The following is a 20,517-nucleotide window of genomic DNA, read 5'->3' on the forward strand; positions in this document are numbered from 1 at the left end:
ATACATCGTGTGTATACGCGTGGTGTAGAGTCTCCGTCATGTCCATCAGTCACACATTGCTCGGTCTCCTGGAGTCCGGCCCCCGCCACGGCTACGACCTGAAGCGGGCCTTCGACGAGCGCTTCGGCCACGACCGCCCCCTGCACTACGGGCAGGTCTACTCGACCATGTCCCGGCTGCTGAAGAACGGCCTCGTGGAGGTCGACGGCGTGGAGTCGGGCGGCGGTCCCGAGCGCAAGCGCTACGCCATCACCGACGCGGGCATCACCGACGTCGAGGGCTGGCTCGACACGCCCGAGAAGCCCGAGCCGTACCTCCAGAGCACCCTCTACACCAAGGTCGTCCTCGCCCTGCTCACCGAGCGGAACGCGGCCGGGATGCTGGACTCGCAGCGGGCCGAGCACCTGCGGCTGATGCGCGAGCTGACCCGTCGCAAGCAGCAGGGCGATCTCGCCGACCAGCTCATCTGCGACCACGCGCTCTTCCACCTGGAGGCCGATCTGCGCTGGCTGGAACTGACCGCGGCCCGGCTCGACAAGCTCGCCACGGAGGTGCGGTCGTGAAGCTCGCCGATCAGCCCGATCAGCCCGATCAGCCCGATCAGACCCGAGCCCCCGGCTCCGGCACCACCGGCGCGCCCCTGCTCGCCGCCAGCGGCCTGTACAAGACCTACGGCGCCACTGCGGCCCTCGACGGCGCCGACTTCACCATCGCGCCGGGCGAGGTCGTCGCCGTGATGGGACCCTCCGGTTCCGGCAAGTCGACGCTGCTGCACTGCCTCGCGGGCATCGTCCAGCCCGACGCGGGCAGCGTGACCTACCGTGGCCAGGAGCTGTCGGGCATGTCGGACGCGCAGCGCAGCGAGCTGCGCAGGGGCGACTTCGGGTTCGTCTTCCAGTTCGGCCAGCTCGTGCCCGAGCTGACCTGCGTGGAGAACGCCGCGCTGCCGCTGCGGCTGACCGGCGTCGGCCGCAAGGAGGCGGAGAAGCGCGCCACCGCGTGGCTGGAGCGCCTCGAGGTCGCCGACGTGCGCCACCACAGGCCGGGCCAGATCTCGGGCGGCCAGGGCCAGCGCGTCGCCGTCGCCCGCGCGCTGGCCGGTGAACCGCGCGTCGTCTTCGCCGACGAGCCGACCGGCGCCCTCGACTCCCTCAACGGTGAGCGCGTGATGGAGCTGCTGACCGAGGCGGCACGGGAGACCATGGCCGCCGTCGTGCTCGTCACCCACGAGTCCCGGGTGGCCGCCTACTCGGACCGCGAGGTCGTCGTACGCGACGGCAGGGCACGGGACATGGCGGGTGCGCTGTGACGGCGCGGGGCAACGGCGTGGTGTCCCCGGAGACGGACCGCGCGACGGACCGCGCGACGGACCGCGCGACGGACCGGGCGGCGGGCCCCGCCGGGGGCGCCTCGGCGCACGCCCCCTCGGCGCAGGCCCACGCGCCCGCGGCGCCGAGCGGCCTCAAGCTGTGGGCCCGCGACCTCTTCCTGGGCGCCCGGTTCGCGGTCGGCGGCGGGCGCCAGGGCTGGACCCGCACGCTGCTGACGGCCGTCGGCGTCGGGCTCGGCGTGGCCCTGCTGCTGCTCGCGACCTCCGTGCCCGAGATCATCGACAACCGGAGCGCCCGCGAGGAGGCCCGGTCGGCGGGCACCCAGTACACGGAGACCGAGCCCCCGCGCACCGAGCGGACCATGCTCACCTCCGACGCCAACACCCGGTTCCACGGCGAGCAGCTGTACGGGAGGCAGTTGCGCGCCGAGGGCTCGGACCCGATCCTGCCGCCCGGCGTGGAGAAGCTGCCAGGGCCCGGCGAGATGATCGTCTCGCCCGCGCTCAAGGAGTACCTCGCCACGGACGAGGGCAAGGTCCTGGCCGGCCGGCTCGACGCGCGCGTCGTCGGCGGCATCGGGGACGAGGGCCTGCTCGGCCCCGGCGAACTGGCCTTCTACAAGGGCTCCTCCGACATCTCACTGAAGTCGGGCGCCCACCGAGTGGAGGGGTTCGCGCAGACGGAGCAGCAGGGCGAGCAGCCCATGGACCCGACGATCCTGCTGCTGGTCGTGGTGGCCTGCGCGGTGCTCGTGATGCCGATCGCGGCGTTCGTCGCGACGGCGGTCAGGTTCGGCGGCGAACGCCGCGACGCCCGGCTGGCCGCGCTGCGCCTGGTGGGCACCGACGCGCGGATGACGCGCCGGATCGCCGCGGGCGAGAGTCTGGTCGGCGCGCTCCTGGGGCTGGTGGCGGGCGCCTGGTTCTTCCTGCTGGGCCGGACGTCCATCGCCGCGATGGAGATCTCCGGGATCAGCGTCTTCCCGTCCGACGTGCTGCCCGCTCCGGCCCTCGTCGCGCTGATCGTGCTCGCCGTGCCCGTCGCGGCCGTCCTGGTCACGCTGTTCGCGATGCGCGGTATCGCCGTCGAACCGCTGGGCGTGGTGCGGCAGAGCGCGCGCCGCTCGCGCCGCCTCTGGTGGCGGCTGCTGCCGACGGCCGCGGGCGTCCTGCTGCTGGTGCCGCTGGCCGGTTCGCTCACGGGCGACGAGGCGGACGTCGACACCAAGAAGATCGTCGCCGCCGTCGTCCTGCTGCTGAGCGGCGCCGTGCTGCTGTTGCCCTGGGCGGTGGAGCGGGTCGTGCGGAAGCTGAGCGGAGGCCCGCTCTCCTGGCAGCTCGCCACCCGGCGGCTCCAGCTCAGCAGCGGCGTCGCCACGCGCGCCGTCAGCGGCATCACCATCGCGGTGGCCGGGGCCATCGCGCTCCAGATGGTCTTCACCGCCGTCGAGGCCAAGGCGACCCAGGACACGGGCCAGGACCCGGCGCTGGCCCAGGCGCAGATCTACGGCCAGTACACGACCGTCGAGCAGGCGGCGAAGCTGAACAAGGCGCTGAAGGGGACCGACGGCGTCAAGGAGGCGCAGGGCTCCCTCCAGGCGTACGTGGGCCTGACAGGCACCACGGCCGACGGCGTCAGCGTGACCGTGGGCGACTGCGCCACGCTCCGCGAGCTGGCCCGGATCGGCGACTGCCGGGAGGGCCAGACCTTCCTGGCCAGGTCCTCGGAGTCCGACGAGCCCGACGAGCCGCAGCCCGAGCGCGGCGACCGGCTCGCGCTCGACGAGATCGAGGGCGGCGGGAGCAAGGCGGCGAAGGACCCGCGGGACAGGTGGACCGTGCCCGGCTCCGCCAAGGAGGTCACGTCCCGCAAGACGGCGGACGGCCAGTACACGAGCGGCGTCATGGTCACGCCCTCGGCCATGCCCGTCGAACGGCTCAAGGAGGCCAGCTACCGCGCCGCGGTGCGCACGGACCTGAGCGACCCGGAGGCGATGGAGAACGTCCGGACGACGGTCTTCCAGGCCGACCCGGCGTACAACATCTTCGAGATGAAGACCCGCACCACCTCGGGCGAGTTCCTCGGCATCCAGCGGGGCCTCACGGCCGCCTCGGCCGCGGTGCTGCTGCTGATCGGCTTCAGCATGATCATCACCACGCTGGAGCAGCTCAGGGAGCGCAAGCGGCAGCTGTCCGTACTGGTGGCCTTCGGCACGCGCCGCTCCACCCTCGGCGCCTCGGTGCTCTGGCAGACGGCGGTGCCCGTGGTGCTCGGGCTCGCGCTCGCGACCGTCTTCGGGCTCGGGCTGGGCTGGGGACTGCTGCGGACGATGGGGCAGGCGAAGGTGGACTGGCTGGCCTTCCTGCCCGCCGTGGGCGTCGGCTTCGGAGTGATCGCGATGGTGACGCTGGTGAGCCTGCCGCCACTGTGGCGGATGATGCGGCCGGACGGTCTGCGTACGGAGTGAGGGCGCGTTTCCCCTCGCGGGCACGTTCCCCCTGGCGGGGCCCCTGATCGACGGGGCCCCGCGCGACCCCGGCCGGTTCCCCTCAACGGCCGGGGTCGTGTCGTGAGGGTGCGTCGCGGGGGTGGTCGGGGTCGCGTCGCGCCCAATAAAGTGTTATCACTTTGCTAGGCGTTCGAAAGCTGGGGGCGCCGCAGAACCGCAAGAACGGGGGATTCCCATGTCCGTGAACGACACCGCGTACGACACCGCCGGGTCCGCACTGGAGCCCGGAGACGTACCGCGGATGCCCAGGCCCGACGTGCGCGAGACGGCGGCCCACAGCATTCCGGGCGGGCTCGCGCTGCTGCTCGGCCTCGTCGGCTCCCTCCTCGGGGCGGGCGCCGTGGTCGGGGGCGGGGTGCTGGCCGGGGACGGCTCGGGCGGCGTCGGCGCGGTACTCATCGTGCTCGGCGTGCTGCTGCTGATCGGCTCGGTCTTCGCGATGTCGGGGCTCAACATGGTGGCGCCGGGCGAGGCCCGCGTGGTCCAGCTCTTCGGCCGCTACACCGGCACGATCCGCAAGGACGGGCTGCGCTGGGTCAACCCGCTGACCACCCGGCACAAGATCTCGACCAGGGTGCGCAACCACGAGACCGCGGTGCTCAAGGTCAACGACGCCTACGGCAACCCGATCGAGCTGGCGGCCGTGGTCGTCTGGCAGGTCGAGGACACGGCGATGGCCAGCTTCGCCGTGGACGACTACATCGAGTTCGTGTCCACCCAGACCGAGGCGGCCGTACGCCACATCGCCATCGAGTACCCCTACGACGCGCACGACGAGGCCGGGCTCTCGCTGCGCGGCAATGCCGAGGAGATCACGGAGAAGCTGGCTGCCGAGCTGACCGTACGGGTGGAGGCGGCGGGCGTGACGATCGTCGAGTCCCGCTTCACGCACCTCGCCTACGCGCCGGAGATCGCCTCGGCCATGCTGCAACGGCAGCAGGCGGGCGCGGTCGTGGCCGCGCGCAAGACGATCGTGGAGGGCGCCTGCGGCATGGTCGAGGACGCGATCACCCGGATCACCGCGCAGGACTTCGTCGAGCTGGACGAGGAGCGGCGCGCGACGATGGTGAGCAACCTCCTGGTCGTGCTCTGCGGCGACCGCTCGCCGCAGCCGGTGATGAACACGGGATCCCTCTACCAGTGACGGATCCGCACGCCTCGGGGGAGGAGCCTCCGGAAGAGGAGGCTCCGGGCCCGGCGGCGCCTAAGCGGCGGTCGCAGCAGCGCAAGCAGGTGCTGCTGCGGCTGGACCCGTCGATGCACGACGCGCTGGCGCGCTGGGCGGCGGACGAGCTGCGCTCCACGAACGCGCAGATCGACTATCTGCTGCGCCGGGCGCTCAAGGACGCGGGCCGCCTCCCGAAGGAGGCCCGGCCCCACCCCCGCAGGGGGCGCCCGCCCCGCGAGGAGCGATCCGGCGAGGAGTGACGGGGGCCCGGGGGCCCGACCCGGGGGCCGGGCCGGGGGTCACTCCACGAGGCGGACGGGCAGCGGGGAGAGCGCGGCGCGGAGCGAGGCGGCGAACGTCGTGAACTCCGCCTCGCGCGCCGCACCGGCCCGCATCGTCAGGGCGATGCGCCGCGCGGGCGCGGTGGGCGCGAAGTAGGCGGTGGAGAGCTGGTCGTTGCGGGCCGTCTCCACCCGCAGTGCCGTACGGGGCAGCAGTGTGACGCCCATGCCGCCCGCGACGAGCTGGACCAGCGTGGACAGGCCCGCCGCGCTCGTCGTCACGGCCCCCTCCTCACGGCCCGCCTCGCGGCAGATGTCCAGGGCCTGGTCCCGCAGGCAGTGCCCCTCGTCGAGCAGCAGCAGATCCATCTCGCGCAGCGCCGACCTCGGCACGTCCCCGCGCCCGGCGTACTCGTGGTCGCGCGGGGTGACCAGCACGAAGTCCTCGTCGAACAGCGGCAGCTCGGTGACCCCGGCGGCGCCCAGCGGGATCGCGAGCAGCAGCAGGTCGAGCCGCCCGTGCCCCAGCCCGTCGAGCAGCGAGGCGGTCTGCTCCTCGTGGACTTGGAGATCGAGGTCCGGGTACTCCTCGCGGACGAGCCGCAGCACCGTCGGCAGCAGATACGGCGCCACCGTGGGGATCACGCCCAGCCGCAGCACCCCGGTGAAGGGCGCCCGCGCGGCCTCGGCCTCCTCCAGCAGCTCGCCGACGGAGTCCAGGACGCGCCTGGCCCGTACCGCCATCCGCTCGCCCGCGGGCGAGAGCAGCACCTTGCGCGTCGTGCGCTCCAGCAACTGCACCCCGAGCGTCTCCTCCAGCGCGGCCACGGCGCCCGACAGCGCGGGCTGGCTCATGCCGATCGCGCCCGCCGCCTCCCTGAAGTGCAGATACTCGGCGACGGCGGCGAAGGCCCGCAACTGCGACAGGGTGGGCTGCCGGGCCCGCGCCGCGTGCGCCGACGGGTACGGGCCGCTCGGCGCGGCGCTCGTCGCGTACGGTGTGGGCGGGGTCACTGATAACCACCTCCGATCAACACCGGCAAGGGTAACGGTTTCCGCGATGAATCCCGGTTGGTTCAGCGGTGACTCAGCGACGGCTCAGCGGTGGCTCAGCACGTTGACCACCCGCCCGTTCGGGTCCCGGACGAAGAACCGCCGCACCCCCCACTCCTCGTCCCGCAGCGTGTGCACGATCTCCGCGCCACTCTCGCGCACGGCCGCGTGGACGGCGTCCACGTCGTCCACCTCGACGCTCATGTCCGGCACGACGGGCGCGGTCTTGTCGTGCGTCATGAAGGTGACCTGCGCCGTCGGGTTCTCGGGCGAGGCGAGCGTCACGACCCACCCGTGGTTCATGACCTCCTCGAACCCCAGCAGCCCGTAGAAGTCCCGGCTCTCCTCCACGGCCTCTGACGCGATATCGGGCATGACCCGGCGGACGGACATGGTGCCTCCCTGCTGACGGTGCGAGTGTGAACGTCACGAGTGAACGCGCGATCGATTCTCTCCGGCTCCGCGCCCCGGTGTCCCCGGTTTACGCGGCACAGGGCACCGGGCGGCGCACGCATCCCCACGTGCATCATGGCGTCATACGTGAGTATGCTCCCCCGTATGAATCCTCGTACGCGCACCACGGTCAGCCTGCCAGTCGATCTCGTCGCCCACGCGCGCGCCGCCTCCGACGGCAACTTGTCGGCTTACATAGAGCGCGCACTCCGGGCCCAGCAGCTACGCGACGCGGCCCCCGCCGTGCGGGCCTGGCGCGAGCAGGCGGCGAGCGACGCCGAGGAATTGGCCGACATCTTCGGTGAGGACGTCGCGTGACATCACTTGCCCGTGGCCAGGTCTGGCGTGTTCAGTTGGCCACCAAGAGCCGGGCGGTGGTCATCGTCGAGTCGGACGTCGCTTTGGAGGCCCTGCCCGGCACTGCCGTGTGCATGATGATCGACGAGACCGAGGGCGCCCCGGACACCGTCGTCACCATCCCTATGAACCACCCGGTGCGTGGCGCCGCCGTCTCCGTCGACCTCACCGCCCTCACCGACAAGCGCCTGAGCGCCGGAGAGTTCCTCGGCACCGTCGCCCCCGAGACGATGGACCGGATCTCCGCGGCCCTGCGCATCAGTCTGGATCTCACCTGACGCCGCCAGGGAGGAGAGGCGGCGGGGCCGGTGGCTCCGAGGCAGGGGCCTGAACTGATAACGGGAGCCGATCATCGGCACCGGCACGGTGTTTCAGCGGCCTCGACGTCGGCACACCGCGCCGTCGCCGCCGACTGCCGCCCGAGTGCGGCTGGCGTGGCCTGTGGCTGGCTACGGGGGCGGGGCGGGGCCCGCCCCGCCCCCGTTGTCCGGCCGTGCGCTGGTACGTGGCGGGTCGCCGTACTGCCGCCGTCGTGACCGCGCCCGCGTGAGCAGACCACCCCCGGTACGGGGCTGATGGGGGGCGACTGCTGCCGCGTCGGGGTTGCGCGGATCGTGGTCGCTCCGCGTCGGTTCCCCGCCGTCGGGGTGGCGGAGTGTGTCGCCCCAGCAGGCGGCCGAGCCAGGGGGCAGGGAGGCATCCGTGCGCCAGCCCGTACGGTTTCCCCCTCACTGTGACGTGCTGTCTGTGGCGGAAACCTCAGCGCGCACGGCCTACCGTGTTGCTGGGCTCGTCCACCCAGACGCGCTCTTGTGCGCTGGTGACCGTCACGCCGAAGCGCGTCAGGCCCGGCTGCCCCGCGTCGCACCACTGGGCGAAGGCGTTCGTCACCTCGTCCAGCAGCCGACGTCTGCCCCACTGGCGGCCCCGCCCTACCGGCTTCCACGCCGCCCACGACGTGCCGTCGAGGTCGTAGAACCACCACGTCTCACGGCCGAACTCAGCCCGGATCGACGGCACTCGCAGGTGCAGGAAGAACTGCGCGCCCAAGGAGTCCCGCAGCTCCCGCATGTCCCCTTCCCCGCGCCAGCGGTCGGCCTCTTTGAGTGTCTTGGCGATCAGCGGGTCAATGGCCGTCTCTCCTGTGCGGCGCTGTCCGCGCAGCACCATGAAGGAAGCCGTATCGACGCATCCGCCCTCTGCTTCTAGGCCGTCTTCGCTCACCACCAGGCGCAGCAGCGCCACGCCCCGATAGGGCACGACGATCACCCCTCCCGGGAAGCACTGTTCCACCCACGAGTACGGCACGGATGTCACGCCCGCCGTGGACTGCACCCGCGCGAACGGGCTCCGCTCCGGATAACCGTGCTCCCCGTCCGCGCACACGACGCGGGGCTCGAACCCCGCCCGCTTGAGTGTGTCCCGCCCCGCCGTCGCCAGCACCGGGTCAAGCTCCACCGAGGTCACCTGTCGCACTCCGGCCCGCACGCTCAGCAAAGCAGTGTTGTAGCCCGTGCCCGTGCCGATCTCCAAGACCCGCTCACCGGGATTCAGCCCCAAGTGCCCGAGGCAGCGCAGCACCATGTGCGGCGCTGAGATCGAGGAGGAGAACCGCCCCGTCGCGGGCCCGTCCGGACTCACCGCTCCGTCATCGATCTGCGTGATGAGAGCTGTCTTCGGCGCGTACACCGCCTGCGCCCATCCCTCCCCGTCCGCTGTCCGGTCCAGCAGCGGATAGCGACCGTCCGGGCCTTTCTCCGGCCACCACACTCGGTCGGGGACGAAGACCTCACGCGGTACGGACTCGAAGGCGGCACGCATCCACTCGTCGCGGAAGAAGCCGCCCCGCTCCAGTTCATCCGCACACCGCGACCGCCGCGCCGCCCAAGACGTGCCCCTCATCGGCGGTGGGGGGCGTCGCCGTTACCGCCCATCGTCAGCCTCCAGCAGTTGGTGTCGCCGAGCGTGCGGGATCATTTGCCGTTGCCGAACGTGCGCGCTTTCCGGCCGCCCCTCTTCCCCTTCGCCTACCCCCGGCGAGCGAGCGCCAGCCGCGCCAGCGGGTGCCGAACGCCGCTCGGTCGAGGCCGCCGTCGGACGCGTGTTGACCGCGTCGCACCGGGCACCCTCCGAGACAGCGCACGCTATGGCAGCAGCCGCGACATTCACGGCAGACAGCGACTCGCGTAGCCATACCATCGGAAGCCAAGCCACCACGCCCGAAACCCGCTGAGGTGCACACGTGAGCAACTGGGCTGATCTGACGACCGGGAAGCGCATCAAGGCTCTACGGGGCTCCGACCTGACACAGCAGGGGCTGGCCGAAGCGGCTGGCGTCTCGTACGCCCTGATCCAGAAAGCCGAACAGGATCGCGGCGAACTCTCCGTCGGCTCCCTGCTCAAGCTCGCCGCCGCGCTCCGCACAGACGTGGGCGTGATCCTCGGCCAGCAAGCACCGCGTCGCGGCATGGACCGAGGCAGCCGTACCGCCCTGCGGCAGCTCTCCGACGCCGTCCACGAGAGTGCCCTCGGCGAATGGGACGGCGTCGAGGACCCGAGCACCGTCGACGAGCTCGGCGGCGCGCGCGACCTCGCATGGTCGGCGTACTGGAACAGCGACACGTCGCGCGTGGCGATGCTCGCCTCGCAAGTGCTCATGGAAGGGCGGGTACGGCTCGACTCGGCGACGGGAGAGGAACGCGACCGTCTCGCGACGATCCTCGCGAGCACTTACCGCGTCGCCGCCTCGACGGCGAATGGGTTCGGACACCGGGACCTAGCCCTCTCCGCGCTCACGTCCGCGAAGCTGCTCGCCAAGCAGGCAGGCGACCCCGTGATGGGCGCACTACTCGAATCCACGCTGTCGTGGATCTACTTGCGCGGGGCGAAGATGCCGCGGGCCGAGGCCGTCGCCGAGCGTGCCGCCCTCGCGATCGAGCCGTCGTTCAGCCGGTCTGCGAAACCTGAACTGCTCGCGTACGGGCGCCTGATGATCTCGGCGGCCGTGGCCGCGTCGAGGCGCGAGGACGAGAGCAAGGTGGACGACTACATTTCGCAGGCACACGCCGCAGCGGCGAGGCTGGGCAAGGACGTGAAGCTCTTCGGCACGTCGTTCGGGCCGACGGCGGCGAAGACGGAAGCGGTCGGGATTCACGTCGCGCTGAAGAACTACGGGCGAGCGCTCAAGCTCGCCGATCAGCCGGACATGCGGCAGCTTCCGTCGACCATGTCCAAGGTGGCGCGCAACCGGTACAAGCTCGACGTCGCCCTCGCGCAGTGCTCGGCCGGGTTGCACGAGAAGGCCGGCGACACGCTGGTCGAGGTCGGCCTCGACGCCCCGGAGTGGGTCAAGCATCAGGCGTTGCCGGGCGTCATCGGGCAGCGCATCGCGAAGGTGTCGACGTCCCGCGTGCGCAGCATCAGCGAATTGATCGGCGTGCCGTTGGTCGCGTGACGCCTACGGAGCGTAGGAGTCGGCGCCCTGTCACTTGGTGGCGGTCCTACGCCCCGTCTCTTCACTATGTGTGATCAGGCCAGCACGACCGGCTCACCCGGGCCCCGGCGTTCCCCTCGCGGCACACTGACTGGCGGGGCCGGGCCGGTCTCACTCCCTCCATGGGTTCAAGACCGCGATGCTCAGGACGGTCAACATCGCCAGAGTGCTGGCGCATGTGCAGACCAGGTGCGTCACGGCATGGGTTTTCCAGCGGGCGGTGTGCTTCAGGGGAGGTCGACGGTGTCGGCTCGCCGGGTCCGTCGAAGGCGAGGCCATCGGTGCGTGCCGTGCCCGCGTCATCACGAGCCCTCGTCGGCGAGGAGTTCGGCCCAGACGGTTTTGCCCTGATCGCGGTACTCGACCTCCCAGCGATCGGTGAGCGCGGCAACGAGCAGAAGGCCGCGACCTGTCTCCTCCTCGCCTGCTGGCTTGCGTGGGGCCGGAGAAGCGGTGGACCTGTCCGTGACCGCGATACGGACTCTGCGCGGCGTGGGGAGGCTGACGCTTACGCGCATGTGTGCGCCCCGGCTGTGCCGGACCGCGTTGCCTACCAGTTCGGAGACGACCAGTTTCCCCACGTCAACGAGGTCAGCGAGTCTCCAGAGGGTCAACGCCGTATCTACGAGCGCTCGGGCGCGGCGTGCCGACTCCGGCTCGCACGGCATGGGTTGGCTGTAGCCGGGGCTGCCGGTTTCGTTCGGCTCGGTCGCGGTCATGGTCACCGGATCTCTCCTCCTGGGCGGTAGCCAACGCCCGCCTCCAGTGCTGTTTCTTGATCCCCCGCGTGTTCTAAGCGCGTCATCTGATGGCCCTTCGGCGGTCCTTGATCGCCGGTCCGGCGACCGCATGACACAGCACTGTGATCGCGCGAGCACGCTGCGCCACTGGAACACAGCATGAATCGCACGGATAGCAATCCGCAACTGTTCTACTGGAAAATGTTCCAAGTGCACTCGGAGTGACTAGTGTGGGTCCGACATCACGCAACGCGGAGGAGGGAAGGGGACGTTGACCGAGACTCGTCCGCCGTCAGTTCGTCGGCGGCGACTGGCGATCCTGCTGGGCAATTTGAGGGAGGCCGCAGGGATCAGCCCCGATGCGGCAGCGGAGCACCTGGGCTGTCACCGGTCCAAGATCTCTCGGTTGGAGAACGCAAAGCTGGGCGTCTCCCTGAGTGAGCTACGGGATCTGTTGGCCCTCTACGGGGTCGAAGACCAGTCGTACGTGGAAAGCCTGGTCCAACTGGCTCGGGAGGCGCGACACCGTGGCTGGACGCGGCATCTCGGCGCCATGAACCCGTCGTTCGTTGATGAGATCGACCACGAGCAGACGGCAAGCTACATCCGCACGTACCAGCCCCATGTCATCGCTGGGCTCTTCCAGACCTCGGACTACGCCAGGGCGATCTACAAGGCCAACCCGGAGGCGTTGGACGCAAAGCGAGCCGACGAGCTTGTTGAGCTACGCATGCAGAGGCAAGAGGTGTTGCACCGCGACGAGCCGCCGCGCGTCTCGCTGATCGTGGGTGAGACCGCGCTGCGTAACAGCATCGGCGGCCGAGAGGTGATGAAAGGTCAGCTTGAGCATCTGCTGTCTCTGTCTGAGCGTCAGCCGGTCGAGATCCAAGCCCTGCCCTTCGCTACTGGCGCTCACGCCGGACTGACCGGGGCGTTTGTGATCTACACGTTCCCGACTCCCGCTTACACGGACGTGGTCTGTATCGAACACCTGACGGGCACACTCCACCTGGAGATAGAGGAGGAGGTCGGTGCGTACACGCTGGCCTACGATTCGCTTCGTTCGAGTGCGCTTCCCGCTAGAGCAAGCCGAGACCTGATCCACCAGGTCCTGCATGATCTATGACTGTCGAGCTGAAGACGAGGTATCCCGTGGCACAGTCCCCTCTTACCGACATCACATGGCGCAAGAGCAGCTACTCGGGTGGCGGCTCAGGGGGCGGTAACTGCGTCGAGGTAGGCGCCTCCGCCGCCATTTCCGCCCCTGTACGGATACGGGACTCCAAGGCTGTCAACGGCCCTGCCCTCGCCGTGTCCCCCGTCGGCTGGAACGCGTTTGTCTCCGCCGTTCAGGCGGGCGCACTGTAGGCCGCTTCGCCGCAGTGCGCGAAGGGGCCGCCGTCGTTCAGTGGGACGGCGGCGGCCCCTTCGCGTCTTGTGCACCTGGTCCGACTCGTCACCCGCACCGAACAGCTACTCGCCGACGCTCAAATCCCCCCCACAGACCGGAGGGCACACGTACGCGGCGGACGACGCAGAGCAGTCCAAGGGCGCCGCAGGCTTCCTGCTGGAGATGGGCATGCTGAAGCGGGCCAAACGCTCCGGCTGGTGGATCGCCGGAGTCAAGGACACCGAAACCATCGCCGAGCATTCGTTCCGTGTCGGCCTCATCGGCTCCGTACTCGCCATGATGGAGGGCGCCGACCCGGCGAGGTCCGCCCTTCTCGGTCTGTGGCACGACACCCAGGAGACCCGCGTCAGCGCAAGCGCTGGCCGAGGCCGCTCTGCACATGACCTCTGTGGAGTGGCAGCAGACGTACCTGCGCTGAGTCTCGGCCTCCCTCCGCGTCTCCGAAGGGTCCCGCCCTCACCCGCACTGATAACGACACCCGATCAACGCCACGGCGACAGGCTATTTCCGCGATCAATGCTGGTTGTGGCACTGTATGGAGTCCGTCCAACCAGTAGGAAGGCCCTCAAAAGGGGTCGTTCTGCCTCGCAAGGAGTGTGTGTTGCTCACTGTCGGTGACAAGTTCCCCGAGTTCGAACTGACCGCCTGCGTCTCCCTGGAGAAGGGCAAGGAGTTCGAGGAAATCACCCACAAGACCTACGAGGGCAAGTGGAAAGTAGTCTTCGCCTGGCCGAAGGACTTCACCTTCGTCTGCCCGACCGAGATCGCCGCGTTCGGCAAGCTGAACGAGGAGTTCGCCGACCGTGACGCGCAGATCCTCGGCTTCTCCGGCGACTCGGAGTTCGTGCACCACGCCTGGCGCAAGGACCACGACGACCTGCGTGACCTGCCCTTCCCGATGATGGCCGACTCCAAGCACGAGCTGATGCGCGAGCTGGGCATCGAGGGCGAGGACGGCTTCGCGCAGCGTGCCGTCTTCATCGTGGACCAGAACAACGAGATCCAGTTCACGATGGTGACTGCCGGTTCCGTGGGCCGTAACCCCAAGGAGGTCCTGCGGGTCCTCGACGCGCTCCAGACCGACGAGCTGTGCCCCTGCAACTGGACCTCGGGCGACGAGACGCTCGACCCGGTCGCGCTGCTGGCGGGTGAGTGATCACCCCATGGCCCTCGACGATCTGAAGTCGGCCCTGCCCGACTACGCCAAGGACCTGAAGCTCAACCTCGGTTCCGTCATAGGCAACTCGGAGCTTCCCAAGCAGCAGCTCTGGGGCACCGTGCTCGCCACGGCCATCGCGTCCCGCTCCGGCATCGTCCTGCGTGCCCTGGAGCCGGAGGCGAAGGAGAACCTGAGCGCGGAGGCGTACACAGCGGCCAAGTCCGCCGCCGCCATCATGGCGATGAACAACGTCTACTACCGCACCCGGCACCTGCTGTCGGACCCGGAGTACGGCACCCTGCGCGCCGGTCTGCGGATGAACGTCATCGGCAACCCGGGCGTGGAGAAGGTGGACTTCGAGCTGTGGTCGCTCGCCGTCTCCGCCATCAACGGCTGCGGCATGTGCCTGGACTCGCACGAGCAGGTGCTGCGCAAGGCCGGTGTCGACCGCGAGACGATCCAGGAGGCGTTCAAGATCGCCTCGGTCGTCCAGGCCGTCGGCGCCACCCTTGAGGCCGAGGCCCAGCTCCAGGGCTGACCCGCACCTCGCGCGTACGACTCGCGCATACGAAGCCCGCCCCGTACCGGTGATCACCGGTACGGGGCGGGCTTCGTCGTGCTCGCCGTGCCGCGCGGGCGCCCGCGCTAGGGCAGCGCCAGCTCGAACCAGACGACCTTCCCCGTCGAGAGCCGCGTCGCGCCCCAGCGCCGCGCCATCTTGTTGACGAGGTACAGGCCACGGCCGCCCTCGTCCGTCGCGCGGGCCTGCCGCAGCCGGGGCAGTTGCGGCACGTCGTCGCCGACCTCGCAGCGCAGCGTGTCCGTGCGCAGCAGGCGCAGCGTGATGGGGCGTTCCGCGTAGCGCACCGCGTTCGTCACGACCTCGCTGACCAGCAGCTCGACCGAGTCCGTCAGCTCCTCCAGGTCCCAGCGCGCCAGCGCGCGCCGGGCCAGCCTGCGGGCCTGGCCCGCGGTCTGGGCGCGCGGGTCGAGGAACCAGTACGCGACGTCGCTGGGCGCGATCCCGTCGAAGCGCGCGGCGAGCAGCGCGATGTCGTCGTCGCGGTCGCCGGGGCCGAGGATGTCCAGCACCTCGTCGCACAGCGGCTCCAGCGGGGCCGACGCGTCAGGGCGGGTCAGCCTGGCCGTCGCGGCGAGCTTCTCGCGCAGATGCTCGATGCCCGTCCACACGTCGCGCTGACGCGACTCGACGAGACCGTCGGTGTAGAGCAGCAGCGTCGCACCCGCCGGAGCGTCCAGCTCCACCGCCTCGAAGTCCACACCGCCGACGCCGATCGGCGCGCCCGCCGGGATGCGCAGCACCTCGGCGCGTCCGCCCCGGTGCAGCATCACCGGCGGCGGATGGCCCGCGTTCGCGACCACTATCCGGTGCGCCACCGGGTCGTAGACGGCGTAGAGGCAGGTGGCCATGCGGTCGCTGCCGAGCCGCTGTGCCTGCTCGTCCAGGTGGTGCAGCACTTCCTGGGGCGGCAGATCGAGCCCGGCCAGGGTCTGCGCCGTCGTGCGGAGCTGGCCCATGATCGCGGCCGACGTCATGGAGTGCCCCATCACGTCGCCCACCACGAGCGCGACCCGGCTGCCCGGCAGCGGGATCGCGTCGTACCAGTCGCCGCCGACGCGCGCGGTCTCGGCCGCGGGCAGATAGCGGCTGGCGAGCTGGCAGCCGGTGGGCTGCGGCAGCTCGTCGGGGAGCATGGTGCGCTGCAACTCGTCAGCGATGTACGCCTCGCGCCCGTACAACACGGCCTTGTCGACGCCGAGCGCGGTGTGGGTGGCGAGCTGCGCCGCGATCAGGAGGTCATCCGGCTCGAACGCGGGGCGCTCGGGACGACGCAGGAAGACGGCGGCGCCGATGACTCTTCGGCGCCCTCGCAGCGGCGCGAGGATGGCGCGGTTGCCGGACGGGACGTCGCGGCCCGTGCCGAGCAGTTCGGGGAGCGCGGCGCGGGCCGCGGGCGCGTCGGCGAAGACGGGGCGCACCCCGCGCAGCACCTCGGCGAGGGGGCCTCCGGCGCGCACCTCGGCGAACTCCGCCGCAGCCGAGGTGCCGTCGGGCACGGCGGACAGCAGCGACAGGCCCTGCGCGGGCTCACCGCCCGCGTCCCCCGCACCGGCGTCACCGCCGAAAGCGGAACCCGGAGCGGCACCCGAACCGGAATCCGGAACGGCGCCGGAAACGGAACCGGAGCCCGAGCCTGCGCCCGTACCCGTACCCGCCTCCGCCACGCGCGCCTGGGCCGCCAGCGCCCGCGCCGCCGACTGCGGGTCCTCGGGGATGCGGTCGCTGCGGCGCAGCCTCAGCACGACGGGTCCGGTCGGCCGCTCGTCGCCCACGGGGAGCGGGTCGCGCAGATAGACGAGGATCGCGTCCGAGTAGGCGGGCACGCTGGCGCGGCAGAGGCCGAGCACCGTCTCGTCGAGGTCTATGCCGCGCGCGATCCTGCGGGTGGCGGCGCCCACGAACCGCAGCCGGTCGCCGCCTCTGCGCTCGCGCTCGGCGCTCTCGCTCATGGCAGCGGCGGCGGCCGTCGCCGGGTCCGCCAGGGGCGGCGCTGCGCGGTCGTCGGGGTGCGAGTCGCCGCCGCTGTCCAGGTGCGGCGCCGCAGGCGCCGCGGGCTCCGGGGGCTTGCCGCCCTCCGGAGCGCCCTGTGCCGGGACGCCGGGCGCCCCCGCGCCGCCCGCGCCGCCCGGCGCGTCCTGGTGTGCGCCCGCCCTGTCCGCCGTCGGCCCGGCGGAGCCTGCGGCGCCCCTGGGGCCCTCGGCCCCCTCGGGCCTGTGGGGTCCACCGGTCTCACCGGGGCCGCCGGCGCCGGGCGGTCCCGGTGTGCCGGTCCGGCCGGCCGGTTCCTCGGGAACGGCGGAGTGCTCCGCCGCGCAGCCCGGGTCCGTGCCCGCGTTCACGCCCTGCTTCCCCCTGTTCCGCTTGGTCCTCGTCCTCGCGTTGCCCTTCTCCTTTCCCTTTCCCTCCCCGTTCCCCCTGGTCCCGCCTTCGCCCGTGCCGCCGCCGTCCCGCTGTGCGGGCGGGCGCGCGGAACGCTCCCGCGCGCCCCCGCCGTGTGCGGGTGCGGGTACGGATGCGGGCATCGGGTCGGCAGCCGCCTGGTGGGGGGCAGGGCGGGCGGCGGGGGCCCCGGCATGCGCGGGGTCCTGGCCGCCGCCGTTGGGCGGGGCCTTGTCGGTCGGGTTCGCCGCAGGCGAGTGCGCCCTCTCGGCGCTGCTCGCCGTGGGCGATTCATGCTCCGTCACGCGTTCGGTTTCCATCCATCCGGGGCTGCGCGTCGGGCGCGGCCGGCGCTGGGTGCTCGCCGGCTACGGGCGTCGTCGGCATCGCAGGAAAAGCTGGATCTCGGGCGGTACATCGGTGCTGGCCGGAGCATAGGCGTAGGCGTCCTCCCCGGCGATCTCGAAACCCGCCTCGCGTACGACCCGGCGCAAGTCGTCCCGCAGATAACCGGATACCCGGATCGTGTTGCCCAAGAACGGAATCGAGAAGTCATTCACATCTGCTTCCACCATCGCGATGGCCAACGGACCGCCCTCGCGCAACTGGCCGTGCAGCATGCGCAGAGCGTACGGAATCTCCTCGCGTGGCAGCATCAGCAGCGAGAAGAAGGCGGCGGCTCCATCGAAGGGGCCAAGGTTGCGCTTCTCCAGATCCGCGAAGTCCATGCGGTGGAATTCGGCTTCGGGCACATTGTCGCGGCACAGCTTCAGCATCGCAGCCGACAGATCGACGCCCGTCACCCGGTGCCCCGCGTCGGTCAGTTGACGTGCCGTCGGCAGGCCCGTACCGCAGCCGAGGTCGAGCACCCGGGCACCGGCGGGCAGCTCGGCGGCCAGCCACGCGCCCGCGGCGAGCTGCCCCTCCTTGTGGGGGAAGGCTTCGTCGTAGCGGTCGCCGATGGTGTCGAACGCCTCGGCCTGACCGGTCCTGTCGATGCCGGACCTGTCGAAGCCTTTGTACGCCCCGTGTCCATCAGTCCTGCCCACGATTGGCCTCCTCTCTGACCGCGTGCCAAACCCCCGACGGGGAAGGGGAGTTGTGCAGCAGAGCGCTTACGGACGTTGATCCTACGTTTGCAGTATGGGGGCGCAGCAAGCGTTTCCGGGAGGTAGGCGGGGTCACGTGTTGAACGGTGTGCCGCGCGCTCTGCCGCGCCCGGGTCCGCTGCCCGCGGCGCGCTCGACGGTGACGGGGCGGCGGTCCCAGTCGTCCGGCAGCCGGGGGACGGGCCAGCGCGGGTCGGGGCGCCAGTTCTCCCAGCCGTCGGGGAACGGCGAGGCCCAGGAGCGGATGCGGCACAGCGCCGCCTCGCCCGCCTCGCGGACCCGTCGTGCCTGCTCGGCGTCCATGAGGCCCGCGCGCTGCGCCTCGGCGAACTCGTCCTCGTCGCGCCACTCCCAGGTGTGGTCCGGGTAGACGGCGATGTCCAGGAAATGGTCCTCGGAGTCGACGCCGCCCACCCATCGGTGACGGGGCTCTTCGAGGTTGACGTAGAAGTTCTTGAACCGCCAGCCGCGCTCCCAGAACAGCCACACCGACCACGGCTCGCCCGGCCGCGCCAGCTTGAGCACCCCGGTGCCGAACCAGCGCGAGAGCGCGACGGTGCGGGGCTTGGTGTAGCGGGTGGCGAGCGGTTCACGGTGCACGGGGGTGCCGTCGGCCAGCTCGGGCTTCACGCAGACGGTGCCGGGCGCGAGCCACACGGCGAGCAGGTCAGGGGTGTCGTGGACGACGGTGACGGGGCGGCAGATGTGCGGCGTGCCCGCGGGGGAGCCGTTGGCGCGGTAGCGCCACAGGATCTGCGATCCCGGCGACCAGTGGCCGCGGGCGTGCGCTCCGGTGTCGTTGCCGGTGCCGTTGCCGTGTGCCTTTCCCGCTGTGTCCGCCGTCTCCGCTGTCATGCGCAGATCCTAGAGGTGACGGGCCCCTCGCGCCGTGAGCTGTGCCGCAGCCCAACTCGTACGGGCGTGACCCTTCCCACGCCCGGAGGGGGCGGCCACCCTGGCCGCACGCCCCCTCCGGGCGGCCTCACCACGCCTCAGGGGTGCGTCATGCGCAGGACGTCCAGCGCCTCGTCCAACTGCTCCAGCGTCAGATCCCCCCGCTCGACGTGGCCCGCCTCCAGGACCGCCTCGCGGATCGTCTGCCGCTCGGCGAGCGCCTTCTTGGCGACGGCGGCCGCGGCCTCGTAGCCGATGTACTTGTTGAGCGGTGTGACGACGGAGGGGGAGGACTCGGCGTACTCGCGGGCGCGTTCCGCGTGCGCCGTGATGCCGTCCACGGTGCGGTCGGCCAGCAGCCGGGAGGCGTTCGTCAGCAGCCTGACCGACTCCAGCAGGTTCTTGGCCATGACCGGCAGCATCACGTTCAGCTCGAAGTTGCCAGAGGCCCCGGCCGTGGCCACCGTCGCGTCGTTGCCGGTGACCTGCGCGGCGACCATCAGCACGGCCTCCGGGATCACCGGGTTGACCTTGCCCGGCATGATCGAGGAGCCGGGCTGGAGGTCGGGCAGCGCGATCTCGGCGAGCCCGGTCCTGGGGCCCGAGGCCATCCAGCGCAGATCGTTGGAGATCTTGGTGAGTCCGACGGCGATCGTACGGAGCTGGCCCGACGTCTCCACGAGCCCGTCCCGCGCCCCCTGCGCCTCGAAGTGGTCGCGCGCCTCGGTGAGCGGCAGCCCCGTGGTCCTGGCGACCTCCTCGATGACGGCCCCTGAGAAGCCGGGCGGGGTGTTGATGCCGGTGCCCACGGCCGTGCCGCCCAGGGGCAGCTCGGCGAGGCGCGGCAGCGAGGCGCGCAGCCGCTCGATGCCGTGCCGCACCTGCGCCGCGTACCCGCCGAACTCCTGGCCCAGGGTCACGGGCGTCGCGTCCATCAGATGCGTCCGCCCCGACTTCACCACCTGCGCGAACTCCTCCGCCTTGTGGCTCAGCGACGCCGCGAGGTGGTCGAGCGCGGGGATCAGGTCGGCCGTGACGGCGGCCGTCGCCGCGATGTGGATGGAGGAGGGGAAGACGTCGTTCGAGGACTGGCTCGCGTTGACGTGGTCGTTGGGGTGGACGGGCGAGCCCAGGCGCTCGGTCGCGAGGGTGGCGACGACCTCGTTCATGTTCATGTTGGACGAGGTGCCGGAGCCCGTCTGGAAGACGTCCACGGGAAACTGGTCGTCCCAGCGCCCCGAAGCGACCTCCTCGGCTGCCGAGCGCACCGCCTCCGCCAGGTCCTTGTCGAGCACGCCCAGTTCGGCGTTGACCACGGCCGCCGCCGCCTTGATCCGGGCCAGCGCCTCGATGTGCGCGCGCTCCAGGCGCTGGCCGCTGATCGGGAAGTTCTCCACGGCCCGCTGCGTCTGCGCCCGCCACTTGGCCTCGACGGGCACCCGTACCTCGCCCATCGAGTCGTGCTCGGTCCTGTACTCCGTGTGCTCTGTGTGCTCCGTGCTCTCGCTCATGTGCACCTCCATGACCACCAGCGTCCCGCACCGGGTACCACATTCCCGGCAGGCCCCACCCGGCTCCGGTGCCGGATCCCGCCGGT

General features: G+C 71.1%; 20 protein-coding genes and 1 pseudogene. 13 read left to right on the forward strand and 8 right to left on the reverse strand.

The annotated features are described in order from the left end of the window. Window positions 1-38: 38 nt before the first annotated feature. From ACYVOO_RS19295 to ACYVOO_RS19315, 5 genes are all read left to right on the forward strand, one after another. Window positions 39-563: a PadR family transcriptional regulator gene (locus ACYVOO_RS19295; RefSeq protein WP_461016877.1), complete on the forward strand. Its 525-nt coding sequence runs from the start codon at window positions 39-41 to the stop codon at window positions 561-563. A 77-nt stretch (window positions 564-640) separates the two neighbouring features. After that, complete coding sequence (locus tag ACYVOO_RS19300) at window positions 641-1,309, forward strand: ABC transporter ATP-binding protein (protein ID WP_461016913.1); 669 nt, start codon at window positions 641-643, stop codon at window positions 1,307-1,309. Continuing rightward, window positions 1,306-3,798, forward strand: coding sequence for an FtsX-like permease family protein (locus ACYVOO_RS19305; protein WP_461016878.1), 2,493 nt, complete (start codon window positions 1,306-1,308; stop codon window positions 3,796-3,798). Before ACYVOO_RS19300 ends, ACYVOO_RS19305 begins: the two co-directional genes overlap by 4 nt. Window positions 3,799-4,015: 217 nt before the next feature. Continuing rightward, window positions 4,016-4,984: an SPFH domain-containing protein gene (locus tag ACYVOO_RS19310; RefSeq protein ID WP_461016879.1), complete on the forward strand. Its 969-nt coding sequence runs from the start codon at window positions 4,016-4,018 to the stop codon at window positions 4,982-4,984. Continuing rightward, window positions 4,981-5,268 carry a type II toxin-antitoxin system antitoxin gene (locus ACYVOO_RS19315; protein ID WP_461016880.1) on the forward strand — a complete coding sequence of 96 codons (288 nt, stop codon included), beginning with the start codon at window positions 4,981-4,983 and terminating at the stop codon, window positions 5,266-5,268. The genes ACYVOO_RS19310 and ACYVOO_RS19315 overlap by 4 nt, the downstream gene beginning before the upstream one ends. Window positions 5,269-5,307: 39 nt before the next feature. Here the strand turns inward: ACYVOO_RS19315 and ACYVOO_RS19320 are convergent, their stop codons facing one another. Together ACYVOO_RS19320 and ACYVOO_RS19325 are read right to left on the reverse strand one after the other, a co-directional pair. Beyond that, a complete protein-coding gene (locus ACYVOO_RS19320; protein WP_461016881.1) occupies window positions 5,308-6,303 on the reverse strand; it encodes a hydrogen peroxide-inducible genes activator in 996 nt (331 codons plus the stop codon). Window positions 6,304-6,387: 84 nt separating this feature from the next. Beyond that, entirely contained in the window at window positions 6,388-6,735 is a 348-nt protein-coding gene (locus tag ACYVOO_RS19325) for a VOC family protein (protein WP_461016882.1), read from the reverse strand. Between the two features lie 165 nt (window positions 6,736-6,900). On the opposite strand from ACYVOO_RS19325, the gene ACYVOO_RS19330 reads away from it, so the two are divergent. Continuing rightward, on the forward strand, window positions 6,901-7,113 hold the full coding sequence (locus ACYVOO_RS19330; protein ID WP_461016883.1) for a type II toxin-antitoxin system CcdA family antitoxin: 213 nt from the start codon (window positions 6,901-6,903) through the stop codon (window positions 7,111-7,113). Beyond that, window positions 7,110-7,430: a type II toxin-antitoxin system PemK/MazF family toxin gene (locus ACYVOO_RS19335; protein ID WP_461016884.1), complete on the forward strand. Its 321-nt coding sequence runs from the start codon at window positions 7,110-7,112 to the stop codon at window positions 7,428-7,430. The genes ACYVOO_RS19330 and ACYVOO_RS19335 overlap by 4 nt, the downstream gene beginning before the upstream one ends. Window positions 7,431-7,911: 481 nt before the next feature. Here ACYVOO_RS19335 and ACYVOO_RS19340 read toward each other — a convergent pair whose 3' ends face one another. After that, window positions 7,912-9,054 carry a methyltransferase domain-containing protein gene (locus ACYVOO_RS19340; protein WP_461016885.1) on the reverse strand — a complete coding sequence of 381 codons (1,143 nt, stop codon included), beginning with the start codon at window positions 9,052-9,054 and terminating at the stop codon, window positions 7,912-7,914. Window positions 9,055-9,394: 340 nt separating this feature from the next. On the opposite strand from ACYVOO_RS19340, the gene ACYVOO_RS19345 reads away from it, so the two are divergent. After that, a complete protein-coding gene (locus ACYVOO_RS19345) occupies window positions 9,395-10,606 on the forward strand; it encodes a helix-turn-helix domain-containing protein (protein ID WP_461016886.1) in 1,212 nt (403 codons plus the stop codon). Window positions 10,607-10,947: 341 nt separating this feature from the next. On the opposite strand, the gene ACYVOO_RS19350 is transcribed toward ACYVOO_RS19345, so the two are convergent. Further along, the gene (locus tag ACYVOO_RS19350) at window positions 10,948-11,364 is read right to left on the reverse strand and encodes an ATP-binding protein (RefSeq protein WP_461016914.1); all 417 of its coding nucleotides are present in this window, start codon (window positions 11,362-11,364) and stop codon (window positions 10,948-10,950) included. A 292-nt stretch (window positions 11,365-11,656) separates the two neighbouring features. Here ACYVOO_RS19350 and ACYVOO_RS19355 point away from each other — a divergent pair, with 292 nt between their 5' ends. From ACYVOO_RS19355 to ACYVOO_RS19375, 5 genes and pseudogenes are all read left to right on the forward strand, one after another. Continuing rightward, window positions 11,657-12,511 carry a helix-turn-helix domain-containing protein gene (locus ACYVOO_RS19355; protein WP_461016887.1) on the forward strand — a complete coding sequence of 285 codons (855 nt, stop codon included), beginning with the start codon at window positions 11,657-11,659 and terminating at the stop codon, window positions 12,509-12,511. Then, window positions 12,508-12,753: a DUF397 domain-containing protein gene (locus tag ACYVOO_RS19360; protein WP_461016888.1), complete on the forward strand. Its 246-nt coding sequence runs from the start codon at window positions 12,508-12,510 to the stop codon at window positions 12,751-12,753. Before ACYVOO_RS19355 ends, ACYVOO_RS19360 begins: the two co-directional genes overlap by 4 nt. Window positions 12,754-12,958: 205 nt before the next feature. Beyond that, a pseudogene (locus ACYVOO_RS19365) lies at window positions 12,959-13,168 on the forward strand (HD domain-containing protein); the annotation flags it as partial. A 229-nt stretch (window positions 13,169-13,397) separates the two neighbouring features. After that, window positions 13,398-13,952, forward strand: coding sequence for a peroxiredoxin (locus ACYVOO_RS19370; RefSeq protein WP_453350408.1), 555 nt, complete (start codon window positions 13,398-13,400; stop codon window positions 13,950-13,952). A gap of 7 nt (window positions 13,953-13,959) precedes the next feature. Then, entirely contained in the window at window positions 13,960-14,493 is a 534-nt protein-coding gene (locus tag ACYVOO_RS19375) for an alkyl hydroperoxide reductase (protein WP_453350409.1), read from the forward strand. A 107-nt stretch (window positions 14,494-14,600) separates the two neighbouring features. On the opposite strand, the gene ACYVOO_RS19380 is transcribed toward ACYVOO_RS19375, so the two are convergent. The 4 genes from ACYVOO_RS19380 to ACYVOO_RS19395 form a co-directional block, all read right to left on the reverse strand. Continuing rightward, complete coding sequence (locus ACYVOO_RS19380; protein ID WP_461016889.1) at window positions 14,601-17,222, reverse strand: SpoIIE family protein phosphatase; 2,622 nt, start codon at window positions 17,220-17,222, stop codon at window positions 14,601-14,603. Window positions 17,223-17,285: 63 nt separating this feature from the next. Beyond that, entirely contained in the window at window positions 17,286-17,966 is a 681-nt protein-coding gene (locus tag ACYVOO_RS19385; protein ID WP_461016890.1) for a class I SAM-dependent DNA methyltransferase, read from the reverse strand. Between the two features lie 132 nt (window positions 17,967-18,098). Beyond that, on the reverse strand, window positions 18,099-18,881 hold the full coding sequence (fomD, locus tag ACYVOO_RS19390) for a cytidylyl-2-hydroxypropylphosphonate hydrolase (protein ID WP_461016891.1): 783 nt from the start codon (window positions 18,879-18,881) through the stop codon (window positions 18,099-18,101). 137 nt (window positions 18,882-19,018) lie between these two features. Continuing rightward, window positions 19,019-20,431 (reverse strand): class II fumarate hydratase, encoded by a 1,413-nt coding sequence (locus tag ACYVOO_RS19395; RefSeq protein ID WP_461016892.1) that lies wholly within the window; start codon window positions 20,429-20,431, stop codon window positions 19,019-19,021. Between the last annotated feature and the right edge of the window lie 86 nt (window positions 20,432-20,517).

This window comes from Streptomyces daliensis (assembly GCF_054782395.1).